Below are 22528 nucleotides of genomic sequence, written 5' to 3' on the forward strand. Positions count from 1 at the left end.
TCAGCTGATCTTCGGAGTGGCGCGCGCTCCCACGTGGATGTACGGCGAGCCGTCCTCGAGCCGGAAGAACACCGCGGACATCCAGTCCGGATCCTCCTCCCGGCGGCAGACGAAGGTGACCTCGTCCACGGGGACGAGCCGCATCTCCATCGGCTCCTGGAGCGCGGCGAGAGCGCCGGTGGCCTCGCTGTAGATCCACAGCTCGCCGTCGCGGACGCTCAGCGTGGCGCGGAACCCGGCTCGCTCGTAGACGCCCACATAGCCGTCGACCTCGACCTGGACGGGCGTCTCGGGCGGCCCGAGCCTGCGCGGCACGGTCAGGCCGTCCAGCTCGGCGAACAGCTCGGTGGCCACGGCGTGCGTGAACGCGCCGCTGTGCCCGCCGTTGGCGGTGACGCACACGATCGTGCCGGTGTCCGGTACGGCCCAGAGCATGGCGTGCTGGCCGATGGTGTTGCCGCCGTGGGAGATGACCTGGTGACCGTCCCATTCGTCGAGGATCCAGCCGATGCCCCACTGCCTGCCCAGCGCGTACGGGTTGGGGATGTCGACCTGCGGCTCCCACATGGCGCGCGGGTCGTCCAGGAGGCCGCCTTCGAGGTGGGCGCGGGCGAACGCGACCACGTCGGCGGGCCGGGCGCAGATGAGCCCGGCGGGCCCGGCCGAGCGCATGAGGCCCCACACGGGGGCGGTCACGCCGTCGACGTGGCCCATGGCGGCGCGGAAGCGCAGCACATCCTCCGGCAGGGTCCAGGTGTGGGTGAGGCCGAGCGGTTCGACGATCTGCTCGCGCAGCACGTCGTCCCAGCGCTTGCCCTCGAGCTTCTCCAGGATCCGGCCGGCGATGGTGAAGCCGGAGTTGCAGTAGGACTGGGTGGCGCCGAGCGGGTGGTTCTGGGCCAGGTCGGCGCAGGCGGCGACGTACTTCTCCACGCAGTCGTCGCCGCGCCCGGTGTCGAGGAAGAGGTCGCCGTCGATGCCGCTGGTGTGGGAGAGCAGGTGCCTGACCGTGACGGTCTTGGAGACCTCCGGGTCCGCCACCCTGAACTCGGGCAGCACCTCGGCCACCGGCGTGTCGAGCGTCAGCCGGCCGCGCTCGATCTGCCGCATGAGCAGGGTCGCGGTCCACACCTTGGTGACGGAGCCGATCTGGAACAGCGAGTCGGGGGTCGCCTCGACGCCGGTGTCCTTGTTGAGCGTCCCCGCCGCGAACTCGTGCACCTCGCCCCGGTGCAGGTAGGCCAGCGCGGCCCCCGGAACCTCGTGCTCGGCGATCAGCTCGGCGAGCCGGTGACCCATTGCTCCAGCCACGTGATGATCCTTTCGTTGAAGTCGTACCGGTGTGAGGGGCGCCCGTTGAGAATGAACAGGTGCGAGGCGTCCGGATAACGGACCAGCCGGACCGGTACCCCCTGCTCGCGCAGCGCGGCGAACCACTGCTCGGCCTGGCCGACGGGACAGCGGTCATCGCTGTCGCCGTGCAGGAGCAGCGTAGGGGTGGTGACGCGGGCCACCTGGGCGATCGGCGACTGGGCCTGGAGGTCGCCCCGGCATTCGTAGGCCTTGATGAGGAACCCGAGGTCGGACGTGCCCCCCATGCTGGTGAGGTCGCTGACGCAGCCGCCGGGGATGGCCGCCTTGAACCTGTCCGTCCTGGTCGACAGCCAGCACGCCATGTAGCCACCGTAGCTGTAACCGGCGACGGCCAGCCGATCAGGGTCGGCGACACCCTCCGCCACCAGGTCGTCCACGGCCGCGAGGAAGTCCTGCTCGTCGGCCAGCCCCCAGGCGCCGACCGTGGCGGTGAAGAAGTCCTCGCCGTACCCGTCGCTGGCCCGCGGGTTGACCAGCAGGACGGTCCACCCGCCGGCGGCGAGCTGCTGGTGGTAGAGGTGAGCGCCGTCGAAGGCGGGCGACCACGCGTTGTGCGGGCCGCCGTGCACGTCGAGCAGCAGCGGGCCGGGGGTGGTGCGCGTCTCGTCGCGCAGCACGAAGCCCTCGATGGTGGTGCCGTCGGGGGCGGTGAAGGTACGGGGGCGCGGGGTGAACAGCTCGACGTCCGGGAGGGCGTGGTGGGTGAGGGGCTCGCCGTCGAGGTAGACGTCACCGGCGCTGAGCGGGGAGGAGGCGACCCAGGCGACCCGGCCGGCGGCTACGGACACGCCGGACACGGTGAAGTCGTCGCCGACGATCTTCTCAGCCTTTCCGGCTGTTGACCCGTTCGGCAGGCGGTACAGGTGCGTGCGGCCTTGGTCGCGGGCGCAGAACAGCAGGTCGTCGCCCAGTAGCGCGGGGACGGCGCCGGGGTAGCCGGGGGCGCCGGTCATGACGTTGCGGTCGAGCCCGGTCTCCACTTCGTCGAGGGCGCCAGGGCCGAGCGTGTACAGCCGGGTGTGGCCGATGGCCTCGCGCAGCCCGGCCACCACCAGCCGGTCGCGGTCGGGGGCGGCGAGCCACCAGGCGCCGGTGCAGATGATGTCCGGCCCGGTGAGTCGCTCGGGCTTGCCCGGCGCCGGGCCGGTGGCGTCCACCGCGTACACCGCGCTCTCCACGACCAGGTCCCGGTCGGGCGCCATGCTCGCCGCGAACGCCAGCCGCCGCCCGTCCGGCGACCACGACGGCTCGCCCACGTGGAAGCCGCCCTCGGTCACCTGGACGGTGTCCCCTGTCGCCACGTCCACCACGAACAGGTGCGTGGTCAGGCCGCGCAGCAGCCCGGCGCCGTCGGCCTTGTACTCCAGGGTGTCGGCCACGACCGGCGCGTGGGGGTCGAGGTCTCCGTGCGGCCCGCTGTAGGCGATCCGGCTGCCGTCCGGCGACCACACGGGCGCACCGGCACCGAGCGGCGCCGAGGTGAGCCGGCGCGGCTCGCCGCCCTCCATCGGCAGCAGGTGGATCTGCGCCTGCCCATCGACAGGACGCAGGAAGGCGAGCAGCCGGCCATCGGGCGACCAGCGCGCCGTGCTCCCGGAGGCGAGACGGCGCGGCTCGGATCCGGGGGCGGCGAGCCAGATCTCGGCCTGGTTCTGGTCGGAGTCGCGGTCGGCGGTGGTGAGCGTGTAGGCGACGGCGCCGCCATCGGGGCGCAGCCTCGGGTCGGAGGGGACCGCGATGCGGTAGAGGTCGTCGAGGACGAGGCGTGGCATGACCGTACGGTAGGCCCGGCCAGGTCACGGCATCTTCGGCACATCCTACGAAGGCCACCGCTCCCGTTGTGCGAAACACCAATGAACGCGACCGCGTAACGCGAATCACTGGGCCAGGCAGACAACGCGCTCAGGAGTACCGATCGCACACCGTGAACGACACGCTCTTGCGGTCCTTCGAGGGTGTCAGCAAGTGGAAGACGATCGTGTGCCGGCCAGGCTCGAAGGCGCCGAAGGGGTTGCGCTGGTTCTTGACCGTCCCGGTCACCCAGTCCGTCTTCCATCCCTCGTCCTGGCCGTCCACCACCCAGCGGTAGCCGTACTCGATCTGCTTGCCCGACGGGCCCTTGAGCAGGGCGACGGGGAAGAGGCTGGGCGAGTAGCAGTTCGGTCCGGTCAGCTGACCGTCCAGCGTCAACGACGCCAGGCGTACGGTCCCCGCGGCCGCGGCCGTGGTCGTGGTTTTCCGCGGGGAGGCCGTGGGTTTGGGCGTCGGCTGCCGCGAGACGGAGCTGGTGGGGTTCGAGCCGCCGGTCCGGGTGGGGCGCGACTTCTTGGCCGGCGTGCTGGGTGTCTTGCCGGTGCCACGTTTCTTGGCCGGCGGACTGGGCGTCGTGGAAGCCTTCTGCTCCGTGGCCGACGGGATGGGCGCGGCCGTCGGCGTTCGGTCCGGCAACAACATGATCGCCCCGGCCACCAGGGCTCCGGACACCGCCAGCGACCCGGCGCCCGCCAGCATCGCCTTCCAGCGCGGGCTACTCACGGGAGGACCCGCCGTACCGCCTCGACGGCCAGTCAGATCGTCTGCCGTACCGGCGGGCGGGGCGCCGATGAGCCGGAGCAGGACGTCCTGCATGGCGGGCCGGGCGGCGGGGTCCTTGGCCAGGCAGGACAGCACGATCGGGCGCAGCGGGTCCGGCAGGTCGCCCAGATACGGCTCGTCGTGGAGGATGCGGCGGATCACCACGGGCAGCGAGTCGTTGCCGAACGGCGGGCTACCTGTCGCGGCGAACACGATCACCGACGCCCACGCGAAGACGTCCACCGCGGGGCCGAGCGGGGCGCCCGCGATCTGCTCCGGCGCCATGTAGGCAGGCGTGCCGACGATGCTGCTCGTCACCGTCAGCGAATGACCGGAGGCGCGGGCGATGCCGAAGTCGATGACCCGCGGCCCATCCCTGCCGAGCAGCACGTTGGCGGGTTTGAAATCGCGATGCACCACCCCGGCCCGGTGGATCGCCACCAGCGCGGTCGCGGTCGCCACCGCGAGCCGCTGCAGGTCGGCGCCGACGTGACGGCCCGCCTCCTGGAGCGTGGGCCCCTCGACGTACTCGGTCACGATGTACGGCCGGCCGCCCAGCGAGGCGTCGAGCACCTGAGCGATGCAGAACGGCTCCACCCGGCGGGCCGCGTCGATCTCCTTGGCGAAGCGGTGATCATCGGCCAGGCCGTCTTCTAACAGCTTGACCGCGACCGGCCTGCCGTCGGGCCCCTGGCCCAGATAGACCACCCCTTGGCCGCCCGCGCCCAGACGCCTGAGTAACCGGTAAGGGCCCACGGCCGGGGGATCTTCTGGCAGGAGAGGGTTCATCAGTCGCTCGGGCAGATGGTGAACGTGAAAGCCTTCGACACCGCTTGGGGGGAGGTGAGGCGGAGGGTGACCCGGTGAGGGCCGTTCGTCTGCACGAGCGGGCCGGTGACCTGCTGGGTGTGACTTTCGGCGATGACGCTCTCAGAGCGCGACACCACCTTCCCGTTCAGGACCCATTCGTAGCGGAAGTTGGTAGCCAGCTTGGTCCCCTCGACCAGGCCGGAGATGTTGCCATGGTTGAACACGCAGCCCGGGGAGTCGGCGTGCAGGGGACCGATGACTCGCACCCACACGATCCGGAAGGAACCGCTGCCCGATGATGCCTTCGACGGCGAGGTCGTCGGTTTGGAACCGGTCCGCGTCGGCTTCACGGTCTGGGTTGGCTTCACAGTCTGCGTCGGCTTCGCGGTCTTCTTGATGGTCGGCTTCGTCGTGGTCGTCGGGTTCCCGGTGGACGAACCCTTGGTCTTTTTCGGGCGCTGGTGCGTTTTCGTCGAGATTGGCGTCCCTGTCGAGGTGAGTGCCTGTGGCTGCGGACTCGATCGCGGTGCCTGGAGACCCCAGACGCTCATGGCCCCCCAGACGGCGGCGCCCGCGACAGCCAGTGCTCCCACCCCGGAGACGCCCGCGACGAGCACCGTCCTGGTTCCGCGCCGCCGCCCGGGAACCGTCGCCGGACCGCGGCCGCCGACACCGTCCGGACGCCCGGGGGCGTGTCCGAGGCCACCGGCACCGTCCGGACGGCCGGGGGTGGGGGCGTGCCCGCCCAGGAGTTGCAGCAGCACGTCCCGCATGGCCGGCCGACGCGCCGGATCCTTGGCCAGGCACTCCAGCACGATCGCGCGCAAGGGTCGCGGAAGCTCGCCGAGCTGCGGCTCGTTGTGCAGGATCCGGTTGATCACCGCGGGCAGTGAATCCTCACCGAACGGCGGCACCCCGGTGGCGGCGAACACGATCACCGACGCCCACGCGAACACGTCGACGGCCGGCCCGATCCCCTCGCCGGCGAGTTGCTCGGGCGCCATGTACGCGGGCGTCCCCACGATGCTGCTGGTAGCCGTCAGCCCCGATTCGACGGACCGGGCGATCCCGAAGTCGATCACCCGGGGGCCGCCCTGTCCGAGCAGCACGTTGGCGGGCTTGAAGTCGCGATGAACGATGCCGGCCTGATGAATGGCCGCCAGCGCGGTCGCGGTCGCCACCGCGAGCCGCTGCAGGTCGGCGCCGACGTGACGGCCCGCCTGCTGCAGCGAAGGCCCCTCGACGTACTCGGTCACGATGTACGGCCGGCCGCCCAGCGAGGCATCGAGCACCTGAGCGATGCAGAACGGCTCCACCCGGCGCGCCGCGTCGATCTCCTTGGCGAAGCGCTCATTGGCGAGTCCCTCGCGCAGCACTTTGACCGCGACCGGCCTGCCGTCGGGCCCCTGGCCCAGATAGACCACCCCTTGGCCGCCCGCGCCCAGGCGCCCGAACAGCCGGTAGGGACCCATGGCAGTGGGATCGCCCTCCCGGAGGGGTTCGACGTGCGCCATGGGGCTCCTGTGACAAGGGTAGGGGATCTTCGGCACCATAGCGGTAAATGTCAGATCTAGTGAGCCAGTCGGGTAAACCCGACTTTCTGGGATGCGCCATTCACAGGCGGACGACGAGCAGGGCGATGTCGTCGCGGGCGCCACTGCTGACGTCCATGCCGGACAGGAGGGCGTCGGCGAGGTGCCCGGGGTCGAGCCGGCCGGAGCGAGCGAGTACGTCGGCCAGTAGGGCCAGGCCGACGTCGATGTCCCGATCGCGGCGTTCGATGAGACCGTCGGTGTACAGGACGAGGGTGTCGCCGGGCGCGTAGGACAGTGCGGCCTGGGGACGGGTGACATGTTCGCGACGGGCACCTAGCGGCGGGTCGGTGGCCTGGTCCAGCAGCGTGCAGGAGTCGCCCAGGTTGAGCAGGATGGGTGGCGGGTGGCCGGCGCTGCTGTAGGTGATGCGGCGCCTGCTGGTGTCGATCACGGCCTTGACCGCCGTGGTGGCCAGCGCCCCTTCGAGCGAACGGGCGTACAAGCCGAGCACTTCCAGTGCCGGGGCCGGCTCCTTCAAGGCGCGGATCGCGGCGCTCAGCGCGCTGCGCAGCATCCCCATGGACGTGGCGGCTTCCAGTCCGTGCCCCACGACATCGCCGACCGCGACGGCGAAGCAGCCGTCCGGCAGGTCGACGACGTCGTACCAGTCGCCGCAGACGTTCAGCGCCTCCACCGCGGGCAGGTAACGCACCTCGATCTCGGGGGTGCAGATCCAGGTCGGGGCAGCGCAGCATGGCCTCCTGCAAGGCGAGCGCGACCTGGTGTTCACGGGTGTGGGCCAGGCGGAGTTCCTCGTTCAGCCGCTGCAGTTCCTGTGCCCTGCCGTACAGTTCGGCCTCCATCTCCGCACGCCCCGGTGAGCGGCGGGCACCGGCCCGCCGCTGACCGAAGGAGCGGACGAACTCCGTCACGTCCTCGACCCGGTGGATGATCCACGCCAGCGTCCCGTCCGGTGCCAGGACGGGGGTGTTGATCGGAGACCACCAGCGCTCCTCGAACGCTCCAGGACAGCCGGCGAGGGGGATGTCGTACTTCTGCAGCGCCATCGTGTCCGGTTCCCGGTCGGCCAGCACCCGGTGCAGCGAGGCGCTCAGATTCTTCACGCCATTGGCGTGGGGATCTTCGGGGTTGTCGGGAAAAGCGGCGAAGATGTGCTGCCCGATCAGGTCCTCGGCAGTGCGGCCGGTCGCGCGCAGATAGGCGTCGTTCACATCGACGATCATCAGCTCCGGGTCCAGCACCAGGCATGGGGACGGCGTCACGGCGAACAGGGCCGCATAGTCGACCATCGGTGTGGTCGGCCTTCGCGTGCCCGGCGGGCGAGAGCTGGTGAGCCTGCTCACGCCCCCCACTCTATGAGGTGTTTTGCCTGGTCACCATAGGTGAGGCCGTCTTACGGCATACCGCCCTGCCTCTCCCGGGAATATTGCGTTGCGTGATGGTGCTGAGCCCCTCACTATGGTCCTCATGTTCTGGCACGATCACCTCGCGACGCCCGCCCACGCGGGCGCGTTCGAGCGTGCCTGCGACGGCCTGGAGCGCTGACCTCTTCCCGTAAGTCCTGTGTGTGACCCGGCGGGGGGAGGTAGTCGGCCCCGTTCGGGTCACAGCACATCCAGGACTCAAAAGGAAGAGATCATGGCCAAGCAGGCCTATATCCGCAACAAGCCGCATCTCAACATCGGCACCATGGGCCACGTCGACCACGGCAAGACCACGCTGACCGCCGCGATCACCAAGGTGCTCGCGCAGCGCGGCCAGGCGACGTACACGCCGTTCGAGCGGATCGACCGCACGCCCGAGGAGGCCGTGCGCGGCATCACGATCAACATCTCGCACGTCGAGTACGAGACCGACACCAGGCACTACGCCCACGTCGACATGCCGGGCCACGCCGACTACGTGAAGAACATGATCACGGGGGCGGCGCAGCTCGACGGCGCGATCCTCGTCGTGTCCGCGCAGGACGGCATCATGCCGCAGACCAGGGAGCACGTGCTGCTCGCCCGGCGGGTCGGCGTCCAGCACCTGGTCGTCGCGGTCAACAAGGCCGACGGCGCCGACCCGGAGCTGACCGACCTGGTCGAACTGGAGCTGCACGACCTGCTCGCCGAGCACGGCTACCGCGACGTCCCGATGGTCCGGGTCTCCGGGCTACGGGCGCTGGAAGGCGACCCCGAGTGGACGGCGTCCATCGACGCGCTGCTCCAGGCGGTCGACGACCACATCCCGGTGCCGGTCCGGTACGTGGACGCGCCGTTCCTGATGCCGGTGGAGAACGTGCTCACGGTCACCGGCCGGGGCACGGTCGTCACGGGCGCCATCGAGCGTGGCGCGGTCCGCGTGGGCGACTCGGTGGGCGTCGTCGGGTTCGACGACGAGTCCGGTACGGGATTCAGCGCGGTGGTGACCGGGGTGGAGACGTTCGGCAAGACGATGGAGCGGGGTGAGGCGGGTGACAACGCCGCCGTGCTGCTGCGCGGTGTCCGCCGCGACCAGGTGCGGCGGGGCATGGTGCTGGCCGCGCCCGGCAGCCAGCGGGCCCGCCGGTCGTTCACCGCCCGGATCTACCTCCTCACGCCGGAGGAGGGCGGGCGGCGCCGGCCGATCGCGTCCGGCTACCGGCCGCAGTTCTACCTGCGCACCACCGACGTACCCGGCCGGCTCCTCCTGGACGACCCCGCCCAGCCGGGCGACACGATCGAGGTACGGGTCGAACTGGGCAAGGCCGTCCCTCTGGAGCCGGGCCTCGGCTTCGCCATCCGCGAAGGCGGCCTGACGGTCGGCGCGGGCACCGTACTGGAGGTGCTGGACGTGGTGGACGCGCCTGCTTGACGTCCGGCGCGAGCACGGTCCACGCGGCCGGGGCGGGCACGGTCGACGTGCCCGCTCCGGCATGTCGCTTTCTGTCACTAGACCTTTTGACGGCTGACCTATGAGCTGACGTGCGCCCCAGATAAGCAGCCCGCCCGGCTCCGGGTACAGCGGATACGGATAGTCCTCTGGAAACTCGTCCCGGACAGTACGTTCGCCATCCAGCAGCCGGACCGCGTAGTCAATCAGCGTGCACTGCCCGAACGGCGGATACGTGAAGAGGAGATCGCAGAACTCGCCTCGACCGTACCGCCGCACCAGCGCCTTGAAGTCGTCTGGCAGGCCCAACCCCAGTGCCGTCTCCGCGACTCGCCAATCCCCGTGCCCGTCCACCGGTACCGCAGGTGGCGGCACTCGCCGCACAAGATCATCCAGTGCCGTCATAGAGGCCAAGGTACTGCGGCTCAGCACTCCTCGGTCGCGTTGTAGACAAGCCCCACGAGATCAAACGCATCGTGGATCGGCTCGGCTGCGTACGCAGCGCGGCGCTTCCCGACAGCCGCGTCACCCCGCGCGACACAGAGCAGCCCGACATCCAGCCGTGGGTTCTCCGCCAGGCCGTCTGGGACAAGTTCATAACCGGCGCGAAGAACGGCCTGTTCGATTGACCACGCGGCCCCGGCGATCCGCCCGGGGCCGTCGTGTCCTGTCAGACGCGGGTCCCGGTCGCGAATCGCACCGTGCGGGGTAGCACGAATGTCTCGTACGCCAGGGCGTCCTCCAGGGCTGCCCTGGCCTCCGGGTGGCGGGCCTCGGGGATCGTCTCCAGGGAGGCGCGGCGGGCGGCCGACCACAGCCAGTCCCACACCTGTCCGGCCTCGACGACCACCTCGAACACCACGTCCTCGCAGCGGACCCCCTCCAGGCCGCCCGCCACGAGCAGCTCGGTCAGCTCCTCGGCCGTGTTGAGGGTGCGGTGGAAGGGGGCGGTGCCCGCGTCGGCGGTGTACGGGGCCAGGGCCCGCGCCACGAGGCCGAGCAGTTCGGCCTCGGCCGGACTCGCCTGGGCCAGCAGGCTGGCGGCCAGCCGACCGCCGGGCCGGAGGAGGCCGGTCATGGAGCGTACGGCGGCCAGCGGGTCGGGCAGGAAGTACAGCATCATCCCGGCCAGTACGACGTCGAACCGCTCTCCGGGCAGCAACTCCTCGGCCCGTTCCGCATCACCCTGGAGGACCGTCGCGTGCGTCAGGCCGTGCCGCTCGATCTCGGCCGTGGTGGCGGCGACCATCCCCGGCGCGAGGTCCAGCCCGACCACCCGGCCCGTCGGACCCACCGCCCCTGCCGCCGGGACGAGCGAGGCGCCGGTCCCGCATCCGACGTCCAGCACCCGGTCACCCGGCTCCGGCGCGGCCTGCCGTACCAGCTCGGCGGCCACAGGGCCGAAGAACGGCACGCCGACCTGTTCGTAGGTGCCGGACGCACGGTCGAACACACCGGCCATGTACTGCTTGGCATCCATGACGACTCCTTAGCGACAGAGGGGGGGTTATTGCGCAGGAAAGGGAGACTCGCGGCGGGCAACAGGCCTGAGGGCGGGGGGTGAGACCTCAGGCCATCAGGCCCCGGGCCGTCAAGCCCGAGGCCGTCAGACCCGAGGCCGTCAGGCGTCGGGTGCTCCCGTCGGGGTGAGGCGGAGACGGAAGGTGGCAGGCCGGGCGTGGAGTTCGTACTGCGCCAGCGTGGCCGGACCGCACGATGCGGTGCCGACGCCGTGCTGAGCGAAGTCCAGGTTGACGTGCACCCGGTCACCCGGCTTCAGGTCCGGCCGGTGGCGGGCCGTCTCCAGCTCCGCGGTGGTCCACCGGCGGGCGGTGAGTCCGAAGACCGGATCGCCCGTCACCCGGAGGCCGCCGGACGGGCCGCCCAGTTCGGCCCACCGGACATCGGCCCGGTGTCCGTTCTCCTGCGGGTAGACGTACGGCGTCTGCAGGTCCTCGACGGTGGCCGACCATCGGCCGACCCTGGCGGCCATGCCGGTGTCGGGGTACGCCTCGCCGGGCCCCCTGCCGAACCAGGTGACGTCGCCGAACGCGGCGGGCAGCGCCATCACGAGGCCGAGCCTCGGCAGGGGCACGCTCCACTCCCCGTCCGGCTCGACGTCCACGGTCAGCTCCAGCCCGCCGTCCGTGGCGGTCCACCGGTAGACCACGTGCAGGCCCAGGTCGGTGGCCGCCGGTCCGACCCTGGCGCGGACGGTCAGCCCGTCGCCGGTCTCCACGGCGTCAACTCGGTGGGTGAGCCGGTGCAGGCCGATCTGCCGCCAGCGATCGGCCAGCCCGCCGTAGGTGTCGTTGTCGATCGGCGCCCGCCAGAGCTCCAGCCGCGGCCCCTCGACCTCGATCCCGAACAGGCGGGTCAGCCGCCCGGTAGCGGGGTCGAACTCCAAGTCCGCCCCAGAACCGACGCCCCGGCCACCGGACCCCGGACTAGCCCCGTCCTGGGCTCCGGAGGTCAGGCCGTCCTGAGCGCCGGATGACAGTCCGGCTCCGGCAGATGGGCCGGCTCCGGCAGACAGTCCGGCTCCGGTAGACAGTCCGGCTTCGGCAGACAGTCCGGCTTCGGCAGACAGGCGGGTCTGCCCCCATGCCACCTCATGTCCGGCGGCGGCCCACGGCTGGTCGGCGGCGAGCACCGCCCGTACCGTCAGCCAGCGCTCCCCCTCCCCACCGGGCAGGTCGGGCAGCTTGACCTCGCCACCCGTCGCGGGCACCTCGAGCGGGAACTCGGCGACCGGCACCCCCTCCTCCTCGACCACCGCGACGAACGTCAGGTGCGACAGGTCGCGATACCCGTGGTGGTTGGCCACCCGCACGACCTGGGCCTGGTCGTCGAAGGCGAACCGGACCGGCTCGAACACCTTCTTCAGGTCCAGCAGCCCCGGCGAGGGCGTCCGGTCGGGGAAGACCAGCCCGTCGATCACGAAGTTCCCGTCGTGTACCGGCTCGTCGTAGTCACCGCCGTAGGCGTACTCGAACTCCGGGTGTGCCAGCCCGTGATCGATCCACTCCCAGATGAACCCGCCGGCCAGCCGTGGATAGCGCTCGAACAGCTCCTGGTAGTCGGCCAGGCCGCCGGGCCCGTTGCCCATCGCGTGGGCGTACTCGCACTGCACGAACGGCATCGCCCGCCGCCGCGCGTCGAGCTCGGGGTCGGTCAGCGGGTCCTCCACCCCCTGCCCGATGGCTTCCACCTCGGCGTGCGAGGCGTACATCCGCGAGTACACGTCGGTGTCGGCGCACGAGCGGTCGCCCTCGTAGTGGATCGGCCGCGACGGGTCTCGCTGCCGGGTCCAGTCGGCCATGAGGGTCAGGTTCCGGCCGACTCCGGCCTCGTTGCCGAGAGACCACATGATCACGCTCGGGTGGTTCTTGTCCCGTTCGACCGTGCGGCTCATCCGGTCCAGGCACGCCTCGGCCCAGCGCGGGTCGTCCGTGGGATTGCCGCGCCAGCCGACGTGGCCGAAGCCGTGCGTCTCCAGGTCGCACTCGTCGATCACCCAGAGGCCGAGCTCGTCGCAGAGGTCGAGGAAGTCGGGGTGCGGCGGGTAGTGGCTGGTCCTGACGGCGTTGACGTTGTGGCGCTTCATCAGCAGCACGTCGGCGCGCATGGTCTCGTACGGTACGGCGCGGCCGTGCTCGGGGTGGAACTCGTGCCGGTTGACGCCCTTGAGCAGCAGCGGACGGCCGTTGGCCAGGAGCACGCCGTCCTCGATGGAGATCGTGCGGAACCCCACGCGCACCCGTACGGACTCGCCGGGCAGCGTGACCACGGCCTCGTACAGGCGGGGCGTCTCGGCGGTCCACGGCTCGGCGTCGAGGGTGATCTCGGTGCCGGGCGCCAGGTCGGCGACGCCGAGCTCGGCGATGGCCAGCCGGCCGGGACCATCGAAGCTCAGCGTGCCGCGGCCGTCGGCATAGGAGGCGTGGACGAAGACGTCGGCGGCCGAGCGGGTCAGTGACACGTCCCGGAAGATGCCGGGCAGCCACCACATGTCCTGGTCTTCCAGGTAGCTGGCGGCCGACCACTGGTGGACGCGGACGGCCAGCACGTTGCGGCCCGGCACCAGCCACGGTCCGGCGTCGAACTCGACGGGCAGGCGGCTGCCGGTCGAGTAGCCCAGCTCGTGGCCGTTCAGCCAGACCCGGGCGAAGGACTCGACGCCCTCGAACCGCAGCCGCCCGCCGGTCCAGCCCTCGGGCAGGTCGAACACGCGGCGGTGGTCGCCGGTCGGGTTCTCGTTCGGCACGTGCGGCGGGTCGATGGGGAAGGGGTAGAGGTCGTTGGTGTAGGCGGGCGAGCCGTGCCCGTGCAGTTGCCAGTGCGACGGCACCGGCAGGGTGGCCCAGGCGGAGTCGTCGTAGCCGGGATCGGCGAAGTCGTCCGGCAGGCCGGCGGACGGCGAGAGGCGGAAGCGCCAGTCGCCGTTCAGGTTGAGGGAAGGGGCATCAGAACGTAGTGCGGCCCTGGGTTCGAGGCGGCCCGAACCGGGTGCGAAGTTTTCGAGATCCATCGCCGCCGAGCCTAAAGGTTCTGGGCGGTTTCGTCATTGATGAGTATTGGTGAGTATTGGTGAGTTTCTTGTCCGTCCCGGTGTAATCGGACAGCGGCGTCATCTCGCGCGGGCCGGTCGGCCCCCCGCTGTGAGATATCCGGCCAGCAGCGCCTCCGCCGTGGCCGCCACGCCGTCGTCTCCCGGCAGGAACTCCGGGCTGTGCAGCCCGGCGGCCGTGTCGACGCCGACGAACATCATCAGCGACGGCATCACCGAGGCGTAGGCCGCGAAGTCGTCCGCGCCGCACGAGCGCAGCTCCTCGGTGACCGTCCATCCCTGGTGCCGCAGCAGTTCGCCGGTCTGTACGGCCAGCGCCGGGTCGTTGGCCAGCACCGGCTCGCCCGGCAGGACTCGTACCTCGCCGTGGCAGCCGTGCGCCCTGGCCACGTCCTCGGCCAGTTGCGTGAACCGGTCGTGCAGGCCGCGGCGCCACGACTCGGACATGGTCCGCAGCGTCCCTCGGGCCACGGCCTCGCCGGGGATGGCGTTCGGCGCCGTACCCGCGTTGACCATGCCGAACGTGACCACGGTGGGCACCATGGGGTCGGCGGCGCGACTGACCATCTGCTGGGCGGCCACGATGATCTGCGACATGGCCACGACGGGGTCGCGGGCCAGGTGCGGGTAGGCGGCGTGACCCTCGGCACCCCTGACGGTCAGCTCGAACTCGTCGGCCGAGGCGTTGACCGCCCCCGGCGTGCAGGACACCACCCCGGCGGCGAGCACGGGCTGGACGTGCGCGCCGATCATGGCGCGTACCTGGTGCCGGTCGAGCACGCCGGACTCGACCACGTCGAAGGCGCCGGAGGGGTAGGTCTCCTCGCGCGGCTGCAACACCACGACCAGCGGCGCGATCTCGTCCCAGCTCCAGGCGGACAGCCCCGTCGAGCCCGGGTCCCCGGCCTCCTCCACTCCGGCGTCCACGACCGCGCGGACCTTCGCCACCGCGCGGGCCAGGGCGACCACGGCGGCCAGGTGCACGTCGTGACCGCAGGCGTGCATGGCGCCGCTGGTGGCGGCCCACGGGACGCTGGTGCGCTCGGCGATCGGCAGCGCGTCGAGTTCGCCGCGCACGCCGACCGCGGGGCCGGGAGAACCGATCCTGATCACGGCGCCGGTGCCCGCCACGTACTCCACGAGGCCGCCCGACAGCGCGTCGAGCACGCGTTTGAGCGTCGGCCCCTCCTCCCCGGACACGCACGGCTGCGCGTGCAGCTCCCGCCTGAGCTTCACGGCGGCGGGCAGTTCGGCCAGCAGTGCCTCGCGCAGCAGTTCCCCCGGGCTCACTCACGTACTCCTCTCGTCACTTCTGTTTCCCGGTGCCCAATTCGCCGCCGTCCTCACCCGTCCGGGCTGAGGTCGTACACGCGGCGGGCGTTCTCGGCCCCCACCATGGTCGCCACGCGCACCGCCTGGGCGGCCGACCACTCGCCGTCGGCCACGAAGCCGCCGAGCACCCGCGCCATCGCCCGCCGCCACAGCTCGGCCCCGAGATGGTGCAGCTCAGCGGGCCCCCAGGCGTCCGACGAGAAGAGGATCTTGGCGAACGGCGCCAGCTCCAGGCTCTCCGCGACCACCTGGGCGCCGCGCGCACCCGTGTAGGTGAGGCCCAGGCCCACGTCGAAGTAGACGTTCGGATAGGCCTGGGCGAGGAACCCGGCATGACGCTGGTACGGGTAGCAGTGCAGCAACAGCAGCGGCACCCCCGTCGGCTCGGCCAGCTCGATCAGCCCGCGCAGCAGCAGCGGGTCGGAGCGGCGCAGGTCGAGGTCCGGATCGCCGAACCCGGTGTGGAACTGCAGGGGCAGCCCCCGATCGATACCGGCCCAGATGACGTGGCGCAGCAGCACCGGGTCCCGGAGCCGCCCGCCCTCCTCCTGCCAGCGGCCCACCGCCTCGGCGACCTCGGCCGGGCCGGGCCGCTCAGGGTCGAAGTCGAGGCCGTGGCGGTAGGCGGCGATGGTCTTCAGGCCGCGGGCCGTACGGGTGCGTTCGTGGAGCGCCGCGCCGAACCGGTCGGCGAACCCGGCCGCATCCCCCTCGGCGACCTGCTCGGCCACCGACTCCAGGCGGACGATCTCGTCGGCGGGCCGGCCGCTGACCTCGGCCATGCCCGCCGGGCTGAGGATCTCCTCGCCCCGGTAGCCGGTCTCGACGAGGAAGTGCCCGACTCCGGAGGCCGCCAGCAGCCGCGTGTTGACCTCGGCCGCGCCCAGCCTGGCCCGCCTGGCCAGGTATGCCTCGGGCGTGGGGTGCGGGTCGAGGCCGAGCACAGGCGCGCAGTGGCGCAGGATCGCGTGGCCGACCTGGGAGTCGAACTGGGTCATCCAGTGCGGCACCGGCCGGTCCGACTCGGTGATCAGCTCCTCGAACGCGGTACGCGTCAGGTCGTGCGCGGTGGCTCCGTGGACGTGGTGGTCGACCAGCTCGAGCCGTTCGATGGTCTCGACGAGGTCCGTCATGAAGTCCATTGTGTCCGGCGGTGGGGGCCTGAGGTGGTGACCCCCACCGCCGGACGCCGGGGCGAGGGCCACGCGCGGTGGCCCTCGCCTGCGGTCTCAGGCGGCCGCGTCGGCCGTCAGCGCGATCGTCGCCTGGCGGGTGACACCGCTGACCGTCACCGCGACGGTCACCTGACCCTTGCGCAGCGCCGTGAGCGTCCCCGTCTCGGGGTCGAGCGCGGCGACGTCCCAGGGCTTGGCGCTCTGCCGCGACCCGATGTGCAGGTTCGGCGAGCCCGACCACGCCACGGACACCGGGTAGGCGGCGGGCACCACCCGGGTGCCCTGCTTGATCGTCGCCGTCACGGCCGCCGTCTTGCCGATCCGCACGGCCGCGGGGGCCGCGATGGCGAGGTCGTCCACGTGCGGCCGTACCTGGGCGCCGAGCCAGCTGGGCGCGTCGGCGAACCAGTTGCGCTTGACGTGCTCAGCCTCCTGCGCGGTGACCGGGTCCACGCCCCACAGCGACCAGCCGGTGAAGCCGCCGTCGTCGGGCGCGGTGGCCGGATTCTTGCCGGAGTTGCCGTTGATGAAGTACGGCACCGCGTCGACGTGCGAGGCGTTGAACGTGCCGACGTGCCCCCCGATGTAGGCGGCGCCCTTGCCGGTGGTCCGCTGGAAGTCCGCCAGCCAGCCCTCGACCAGCGCGGCCTCCTTGCGGTCGCCGAGCTGGCTGCCCTTGCCGGGTGTGGGGTCGCGCGGCGGCACGTGGAACAGCACCGCCACCGAGCCGACGGACGCGTCCCGAGCCGCCGCGTCGAGCTGGGCCCGCAGCAGGGCGACCTGGTCGAAGCCGCCGCCCCGCAGGTTCAGCCGCGAGGTGTCCAGCGTGACGAACCGCGTGCCCTTGTGGTCGAAGGTCTGGTACGTGTCGCCGAAGACGGCCTTGAAGTTGTCGATCTTGCCGCCCATCACCTCGTGGTTGCCCGGGATGTAGTGGTACGGCAGCGTCCCGCCGAGCTCCTCATCGAGGATCTTCTTGGCCAGCGCGAAGTCCTCGGGCGACGCCTCGTCCACCAGGTCACCGTTGATCAGCAGGAAGTCGGGCTTGGCGGCCTTGATCTCCTGGAGCGTACGGCGGGCGTTGCGCACGATGTCGCTGTCCGGGTCGCGGGCCACGAACTGGGCGTCCGACATGACGGCGAACCGCCACGGCATCTTGGCCACCTCGGGCTTGACGACCGGGTCGGCGACCTTCTGGGCAGGCGGCGCCGTCACCGACGGCGGCACCTTGGCCACCAGGCCGTCGATGAGGATGTCGTTGGTGTACTTCGCGTCGGTCTTGGTCTCGGCCACGTAGAAGCGCCGCAGCTTGAGCGGGTAGGTGACGCCGGGCGGCACGGCGAACTCGACGTACTTCCAGCCGGTCCAGGTCATGTACGGGCCGCGCAGGATCTGCGACTGCCCCTGGCCGTCGTAGAACTCCAGGCTGGGCCACTCGCCCTTGCCGGTGGAGTTGATCCACAGGCCGAACGCCTGCGGCTGCCCCGCCACCTCGATCTGCTGCGGCGGGCTGGCATAGGCGGCGCGGGTCGCGGTGGACTGGGTGAAGTCGTACGACAGCTTGAGGCCGCCCCCGCTCTGGCCGGGCGCGGCCGACAGCGAGCCGGTGGCCCGGGCGGCGGCGAAGCTCCACTGGGCCGCGTTCTCGAAGTCGGCGACCGGCTTGTCCTCGAAGCCCACGGTGACGGGCACGGCGGTGCTGATCTTGCCCACCCTGGCGGTGATCAGGCCGGACGTGGTCGCCTTCTTGGACTTGACGGTGAAGTAGCCCTGGTCGGCCGGTGTCACCTCGAAGGCGTCGTGGTCGTAGTCGAGCGTGAGGTCGGCCGGTTCGATGGGCGCGGTGTTGCCGTTGTGGTCGTAGCCGACGACGCCGAACGTGGCCGTGGCGTCCGTGCCGGCCAGGCCGACCCGGTCCACGGTGGCGCCGAGCCGCTGCAGCGGCTGGAGCACGGTGAGCTGCAGCGTGCCCTTGGCGGCGCCGCGGGAGGCGGTGACCGTCGTCTGGCCGGGGACCAGGGCGTGGAACTTGCCGTCGCGGACGACGCCGTGCACCATCGGCTCGGCGCGCCAGGACGGGGTGCCGGCCGCCGGGCCGTAGGTCTCGTCGTATCCGGCGGCGGTCAGCCGCCGCGTGAGGCCGGGGAAGACCCGGTCGGGGCGCCCGCCGGCGATGGGAGAGGCGCCGGGCGCCTTGCCGGGGTCGCCGGCCGTCTCCAGCCAGAAGCCCTTGAGCCTGCCGCTGCCCTCGGGGGCGAACAGGGCCAGGCCGTTCGGCACGTGGCGCTCGCCGCCGTCGGACGGGCTGTTCTCGACCTGGACGTCGGCGGAGCCCGGCTCGCGGGCGAGCATCGTGGAGGAGCCGCCGCCGTCGAGGTTGAGCGCGTTCGCGGCGCCGAGGTCGACCATCATGGCGGCCAGCTCGTTGAGCGTGACGCCGCGGCTGTCGGCCTGGCGGCCGTCGACGGTCAGCAGGTACATCTTCCTGCCGTCGGCGGAGAAGCCGACCGCGGTGCGCGGGTGCGCGGCCGGGTCGGTGGAGTTCTGCACGGCGCCGTCCTTGACCAGGACGTAGTTGCCGCCGACCGCCGCCTTGACGGCGGCGCCGTCCGACGACTTCGGCTGGTACTTCACGTCGATCTTGTCGCCCTGCTTGAGCCCGGCCAGTGTGGCGGCCGCCGCGTCGCGGCCGAGCAGGATCGTGGTGCCGGCGGGGATCGGGCCGGTGCCCGGCGCCTGGCGTACCGCCGAGACCACGCCGTCGACCAACTCGACCTCGGTCACGGAGGTGGCGCCCTCGACGGCGCGGGCCCGGTTGTAGGAGCCCCACAGCGGCGTGAACAGGCCGACCCCGCCCGCCTGGACGATCTGGTTGAACTGGGTCAAGGTGATCGGCGCGCCGCCCGCGGGGGTGGCGGTGCCCTCGAAGTACATCCTCAGCACCCGCCCGAGGCCGTCACCGGTGATCGCGACGGCCTTGTCATGGCCGGAGGCGGGCGACTGGATGAGCGTGCCGTTCTGGACGCCGATGCCCAGGGCGGCACCCGAGCTGTTGATGTCGAAGAAGTCGCCGTTGACGGCCGCGACGGCGTGGGCGCGCTTGGCGGGCCCGGACAGCGGCTCGGTCTTGGACACTTCGCCGGAGTAGACGTAGTCGGCCTTCGCGGCGCCCAGGTCGGCGGTGACGGCGTCGGCCCGCAGCCAGCCGAGCTCGTCGTAGCGGTCGAAGGAGGTCAGCGAGATGCCGGGGGCCACCGGCCGGGTCTTCTTGGCCGTCTCCAGCTGCTTGCCGGTGACGGCCTGGGTCAGCAGCGTGGAGGGCGGCGGGTAGGACGACGCCTTCAGCGCGTCTTCGACGGGGGGTGGGGGATCGGCCTGCGCGGGGGCGGCGATTCCTAAGACGAGCGCGGCCACGAGGGCCGCGTAGCGGAGGGTCTGCACGACCGAACTCAATCGTTCGCGGTTATAACTTTCAAGACTTGACGATGAACTAAAGAATAATTTCAGCGGGTTCCGGTGGCGAACTGATCCACGAAGGTGGCATCCCCCTTACCCCAGGTGTGCGTCCGCGCCCACCGGGCAGTCTGCAGGGGAGGCAAAATCCCCCATCACTGGCGTTGTTGCTGTTATCAGCGCAGACTGGAAAGACGGCGATCCCGTAGAGCAGCATCCCGTGGAGCAGTGGAGCACCCCGTGGACAATCAGCTTGATCACATGCCGGTTCTGTCACGCGGCAGGCATCGCAACCCGAGGCGCGGCGCCTGTTTCATGGAGCTGGCGTCCTACCTAGCCGGAGAGCGGTGGAGCGACCACCCGGCCTGCACGCACCCGCTGCTGGCCGCACTCGCCCGCTTGGTCAACGACAACACCAGCGACGCGAACCGGGCCCGCCTCGTGGGCCTCGTTCCCTCGATCATCGGCCTGAACGGCGACGACCTCCGGGTGGACGCCCGGATCGCGCTGCGGTGCGCGACGACCGCGCTGCCGGTCTCGGCGGCCGAGCGTCAGCTGGCGCTCGCGGTGTCGGTGCTGGCGGCCGAGGAGATGCTGGCCAGGCTCGACGGCGTCCCGTCCGGCCAGCCGGCCGCGGGCCGGTTCGCCTTGGTCCCGCTGAGCGAGGAGAGCCAGCGTGCGATGGCGCTGGTCCCGCACGCGGCGGAGCAGGCCAGGCGCTTCAGCCGCGCGGCCCGGATCACGGAGAGGGGCTTTCGCCGGTACGCGGCGCCGAACGCGGTGCAGCTCTCGGTCGTGGGCATCGTCCAGGCCTGCATCCCGGACCCGGACACCCTGCTGCGCGACCTGCTGACGGGCGCCATCGACGACTGCACGGCCCTGATCCGCGGCACCGACACCCAGACCACCCCGGAACCGATCACCCCTGCCCGCATCTGACCTCTGTCCGGCCCGACCTTCTGGGGATGCGCCGCGCCTCCCCAGCGGATCGGATCAGGCGTCGAGCAGGTGCGCCGGGTCGAAGAACGCGGCGAACGGATCAGACGCCGACGGCCACGTTGACCGCCTCGACGACCACTAGATCGGCTCCGGCCGCCTTCGCCGCCGACGCCAGGACGGTCCGCAGACCACCCGCGCACAACGCGTGCAAACCCATGGCCGCAGGGCTCACGACGAAGCTCCCGTCGATCAACTCGATGCGCTCCCCGGAGTCGGGCAGCTTGAGCCAGTCATCGACGGTGTAACCGGCGGCATGGGCCATAGGAACGAGTTTCGCACGCCCGTCCGACCTCTCGGCACACCCGCACGCATGTTCGCAACCCACTGCTCCGTTGCAGGTCAGGGAAGCCTCCCCTTCGTTGCGGATCATCGTGACATCTGCCTAAATTTCGTATCAAGGCGTTATTGAAGCGGAGGATGTTCATGACCATCGAGCTCGACCGGCCGTACTCTCCCGAGAGGCACCACAGCCACCGCGACGTGACCGGTGGCTGGCTGCGGCCGGCGGTGTTCGGGGCGATGGATGGACTGGTGTCCAATTTCGCATTGATCGCCGGAGTCGTCGGGGCGGCGGGGGCAGGCCGTGGGGCGGTGCTCGCCGGGTGCGCGGGGTTGATCGCGGGCGCGTGCTCGATGGCGGCGGGCGAGTACACGTCCGTGAAGTCGCAGACGGAGCTGATGCGCGCCGAGATCGCCGTGGAGCGCCGTGAACTGGCCCGCGACCCCGAAGGGGAGCTGGCCGAGCTGACCGCGATCTACCGTGCCCGCGGCCTGGACGCCGACCTGGCGGCGCGGGTGGCGGCCGGGCTGTCAGCGGACCCCGAGCAGGCGTTGCGGGTGCATGTGCGTGAGGAGCTGGGCGTCGATCCCGACGATCTGCCGTCGCCGTACCTCGCGGCCGGGTCGTCGTTCTGCGCGTTCGCCGCCGGGGCGGTGGTGCCGCTGGCGCCGTTCCTGTTCGGGGCGTCGGGGCTGGCGGTGGCGCTGGTGCTGAGCCTGGTGGCGCTGTTCGTGTTCGGTGCGGCGGTGGCGCGGATGACGGCCCGCCCGTGGTGGCTGGGCGGCCTGCGCCAGCTCGCGCTGGGCGCCGGGGCCGCCGCCGTGACGTTCGGCCTGGGCCACCTGCTGGGCGTCACCGTCTCATAGACAAGCCACCCCGAACAAAGAGCTATGGGCGGCCGGCGGCCGCCAGGTTGACGCCGAGGGCGATGAGGGCCGCGCCCGTCAGCCCGTCGACCGCCTTCCGTACCGCCGGCCTGGCGAAGACCTTGCGCAGCGCCCCCACGATGTTGGCCACCAGGAGGAACCACAGCACCGTCCCCGCCAGCGCGATGACCGACAGCGTGAGCGTGTCGCCCAGCGACGCGCCCTCGCTGACGAACTGCGGCACGAGCGCCACGAAGAACAGCGCCGCCTTGGGGTTGAGCGCGTTCGTCAGCAGTCCCTCGACGAAGGCCGCCCACGCGCTCCGCTTCCCCGGGTCCGGCGACTTAAGCTCCAGCCCGCCGCCCTTGCGCAGGGCGGCGCGCCACGCCTTGACACCGAGGAACAGCAGGTAGGCGGCCCCGACGACCTTGACCACGGTGAACGCCATCGCCGAGGCCGCCAGCAGCGCGGCGACGCCGGTCGCCGCGGCCACCACCCAGGCGAACACGCCGATCGAGATGCCCAGGGCCGCCGCCATGCCGTACAGGCGACCGGAGATCGCCGAGCGCCGTACCACGACGGCGAAATCGGGCCCTGGGGACATGGCCCCGAGCATCACCACACCGCCGAAAGCCAGCACGTGCGTCACAGAGATCATGACCCACACACTACTGAAAGCAGGTAAA

At 71.3% G+C, this 22528-nt stretch carries 16 protein-coding genes and 1 pseudogene; 4 read left to right on the forward strand and 13 right to left on the reverse strand.

What is annotated here, in order from left to right; genetic code table 11:
* From AB0H88_RS17735 to AB0H88_RS17760, 6 genes and pseudogenes are all read right to left on the reverse strand, one after another.
* Window positions 1–1311, reverse strand: a complete 1311-nt coding sequence (locus AB0H88_RS17735) for a serine hydrolase domain-containing protein (protein ID WP_357645569.1) — start codon at window positions 1309–1311, stop codon at window positions 1–3.
* Window positions 1275–3146, reverse strand: a complete 1872-nt coding sequence (locus AB0H88_RS17740) for a S9 family peptidase (RefSeq protein WP_357645571.1) — start codon at window positions 3144–3146, stop codon at window positions 1275–1277. Before AB0H88_RS17740 ends, AB0H88_RS17735 begins: the two co-directional genes overlap by 37 nt.
* A 130-nt stretch (window positions 3147–3276) precedes the next feature.
* Entirely contained in the window at window positions 3277–4737 is a 1461-nt protein-coding gene (locus AB0H88_RS17745; protein ID WP_357645573.1) for a protein kinase, read from the reverse strand.
* The gene (locus AB0H88_RS17750; RefSeq protein ID WP_357645575.1) at window positions 4737–6272 is read right to left on the reverse strand and encodes a serine/threonine-protein kinase; all 1536 of its coding nucleotides are present in this window, start codon (window positions 6270–6272) and stop codon (window positions 4737–4739) included. Before AB0H88_RS17750 ends, AB0H88_RS17745 begins: the two co-directional genes overlap by 1 nt.
* Before the next feature lie 100 nt (window positions 6273–6372).
* Window positions 6373–7005: a PP2C family protein-serine/threonine phosphatase gene (locus AB0H88_RS17755; protein WP_357645577.1), complete on the reverse strand. Its 633-nt coding sequence runs from the start codon at window positions 7003–7005 to the stop codon at window positions 6373–6375.
* Between the two features lie 214 nt (window positions 7006–7219).
* Window positions 7220–7603: pseudogene (locus AB0H88_RS17760) on the reverse strand (PAS domain-containing protein); the annotation flags it as partial.
* Between the two features lie 349 nt (window positions 7604–7952).
* Here AB0H88_RS17760 and tuf point away from each other — a divergent pair.
* Window positions 7953–9149: an elongation factor Tu gene (tuf, locus tag AB0H88_RS17765; RefSeq protein WP_357645579.1), complete on the forward strand. Its 1197-nt coding sequence runs from the start codon at window positions 7953–7955 to the stop codon at window positions 9147–9149.
* Between the two features lie 494 nt (window positions 9150–9643).
* Window positions 9644–9796 (forward strand): hypothetical protein, encoded by a 153-nt coding sequence (locus tag AB0H88_RS17770; RefSeq protein ID WP_357645581.1) that lies wholly within the window; start codon window positions 9644–9646, stop codon window positions 9794–9796.
* A gap of 41 nt (window positions 9797–9837) precedes the next feature.
* Here the strand turns inward: AB0H88_RS17770 and AB0H88_RS17775 are convergent, their stop codons facing one another.
* The 5 genes from AB0H88_RS17775 to AB0H88_RS17795 form a co-directional block, all read right to left on the reverse strand.
* Window positions 9838–10647 (reverse strand): methyltransferase domain-containing protein, encoded by an 810-nt coding sequence (locus AB0H88_RS17775; RefSeq protein ID WP_357645582.1) that lies wholly within the window; start codon window positions 10645–10647, stop codon window positions 9838–9840.
* Between the two features lie 141 nt (window positions 10648–10788).
* A complete protein-coding gene (locus AB0H88_RS17780) occupies window positions 10789–13698 on the reverse strand; it encodes a glycoside hydrolase family 2 TIM barrel-domain containing protein (RefSeq protein ID WP_357645584.1) in 2910 nt (969 codons plus the stop codon).
* A 99-nt stretch (window positions 13699–13797) separates the two neighbouring features.
* Window positions 13798–15027: a M20 family metallopeptidase gene (locus AB0H88_RS17785; RefSeq protein WP_357645585.1), complete on the reverse strand. Its 1230-nt coding sequence runs from the start codon at window positions 15025–15027 to the stop codon at window positions 13798–13800.
* A gap of 53 nt (window positions 15028–15080) precedes the next feature.
* Entirely contained in the window at window positions 15081–16202 is a 1122-nt protein-coding gene (locus AB0H88_RS17790; protein WP_357645587.1) for an amidohydrolase family protein, read from the reverse strand.
* A 96-nt stretch (window positions 16203–16298) separates the two neighbouring features.
* Window positions 16299–19685, reverse strand: coding sequence for a phosphodiester glycosidase family protein (locus tag AB0H88_RS17795; RefSeq protein WP_357645589.1), 3387 nt, complete (start codon window positions 19683–19685; stop codon window positions 16299–16301).
* A 273-nt stretch (window positions 19686–19958) separates the two neighbouring features.
* Here AB0H88_RS17795 and AB0H88_RS17800 point away from each other — a divergent pair, with 273 nt between their 5' ends.
* Window positions 19959–20636, forward strand: a complete 678-nt coding sequence (locus AB0H88_RS17800) for a hypothetical protein (protein WP_357645591.1) — start codon at window positions 19959–19961, stop codon at window positions 20634–20636.
* A gap of 100 nt (window positions 20637–20736) precedes the next feature.
* On the opposite strand, the gene AB0H88_RS17805 is transcribed toward AB0H88_RS17800, so the two are convergent.
* Window positions 20737–20958, reverse strand: coding sequence for a hypothetical protein (locus AB0H88_RS17805; protein WP_357645593.1), 222 nt, complete (start codon window positions 20956–20958; stop codon window positions 20737–20739).
* A gap of 161 nt (window positions 20959–21119) precedes the next feature.
* Here AB0H88_RS17805 and AB0H88_RS17810 point away from each other — a divergent pair, with 161 nt between their 5' ends.
* Window positions 21120–21842 (forward strand): VIT1/CCC1 transporter family protein, encoded by a 723-nt coding sequence (locus AB0H88_RS17810; RefSeq protein WP_357645596.1) that lies wholly within the window; start codon window positions 21120–21122, stop codon window positions 21840–21842.
* Between the two features lie 22 nt (window positions 21843–21864).
* Here the strand turns inward: AB0H88_RS17810 and AB0H88_RS17815 are convergent, their stop codons facing one another.
* A complete protein-coding gene (locus AB0H88_RS17815) occupies window positions 21865–22500 on the reverse strand; it encodes a LysE family translocator (protein ID WP_357645598.1) in 636 nt (211 codons plus the stop codon).
* Between the last annotated feature and the right edge of the window lie 28 nt (window positions 22501–22528).

The sequence above is a fragment of the Nonomuraea sp. NPDC050680 genome, from assembly GCF_040654555.1.
Classification (GTDB): Bacteria; Actinomycetota; Actinomycetes; order Streptosporangiales; family Streptosporangiaceae; genus Nonomuraea.

What these genes read in the sequence shown, in the direction of transcription:
- AB0H88_RS17740 (WP_357645571.1), bottom strand. Translation starts at nt 3,146, where the DNA reads ATGCCACGCCTCGTCCTCGACGACCTCTACCGCATCGCGGTCCCCTCC.
- AB0H88_RS17745 (WP_357645573.1), bottom strand. Translation starts at nt 4,737, where the DNA reads ATGAACCCTCTCCTGCCAGAAGATCCCCCGGCCGTGGGCCCTTACCGG.
- AB0H88_RS17750 (WP_357645575.1), bottom strand. Translation starts at nt 6,272, where the DNA reads ATGGCGCACGTCGAACCCCTCCGGGAGGGCGATCCCACTGCCATGGGT.
- tuf (WP_357645579.1), top strand. Translation starts at nt 7,953, where the DNA reads ATGGCCAAGCAGGCCTATATCCGCAACAAGCCGCATCTCAACATCGGC.
- AB0H88_RS17775 (WP_357645582.1), bottom strand. Translation starts at nt 10,647, where the DNA reads ATGGATGCCAAGCAGTACATGGCCGGTGTGTTCGACCGTGCGTCCGGC.
- AB0H88_RS17780 (WP_357645584.1), bottom strand. Translation starts at nt 13,698, where the DNA reads ATGGATCTCGAAAACTTCGCACCCGGTTCGGGCCGCCTCGAACCCAGG.
- AB0H88_RS17790 (WP_357645587.1), bottom strand. Translation starts at nt 16,202, where the DNA reads ATGACGGACCTCGTCGAGACCATCGAACGGCTCGAGCTGGTCGACCAC.
- AB0H88_RS17800 (WP_357645591.1), top strand. Translation starts at nt 19,959, where the DNA reads ATGCCGGTTCTGTCACGCGGCAGGCATCGCAACCCGAGGCGCGGCGCC.
- AB0H88_RS17805 (WP_357645593.1), bottom strand. Translation starts at nt 20,958, where the DNA reads ATGGCCCATGCCGCCGGTTACACCGTCGATGACTGGCTCAAGCTGCCC.
- AB0H88_RS17810 (WP_357645596.1), top strand. Translation starts at nt 21,120, where the DNA reads ATGACCATCGAGCTCGACCGGCCGTACTCTCCCGAGAGGCACCACAGC.
- AB0H88_RS17815 (WP_357645598.1), bottom strand. Translation starts at nt 22,500, where the DNA reads ATGATCTCTGTGACGCACGTGCTGGCTTTCGGCGGTGTGGTGATGCTC.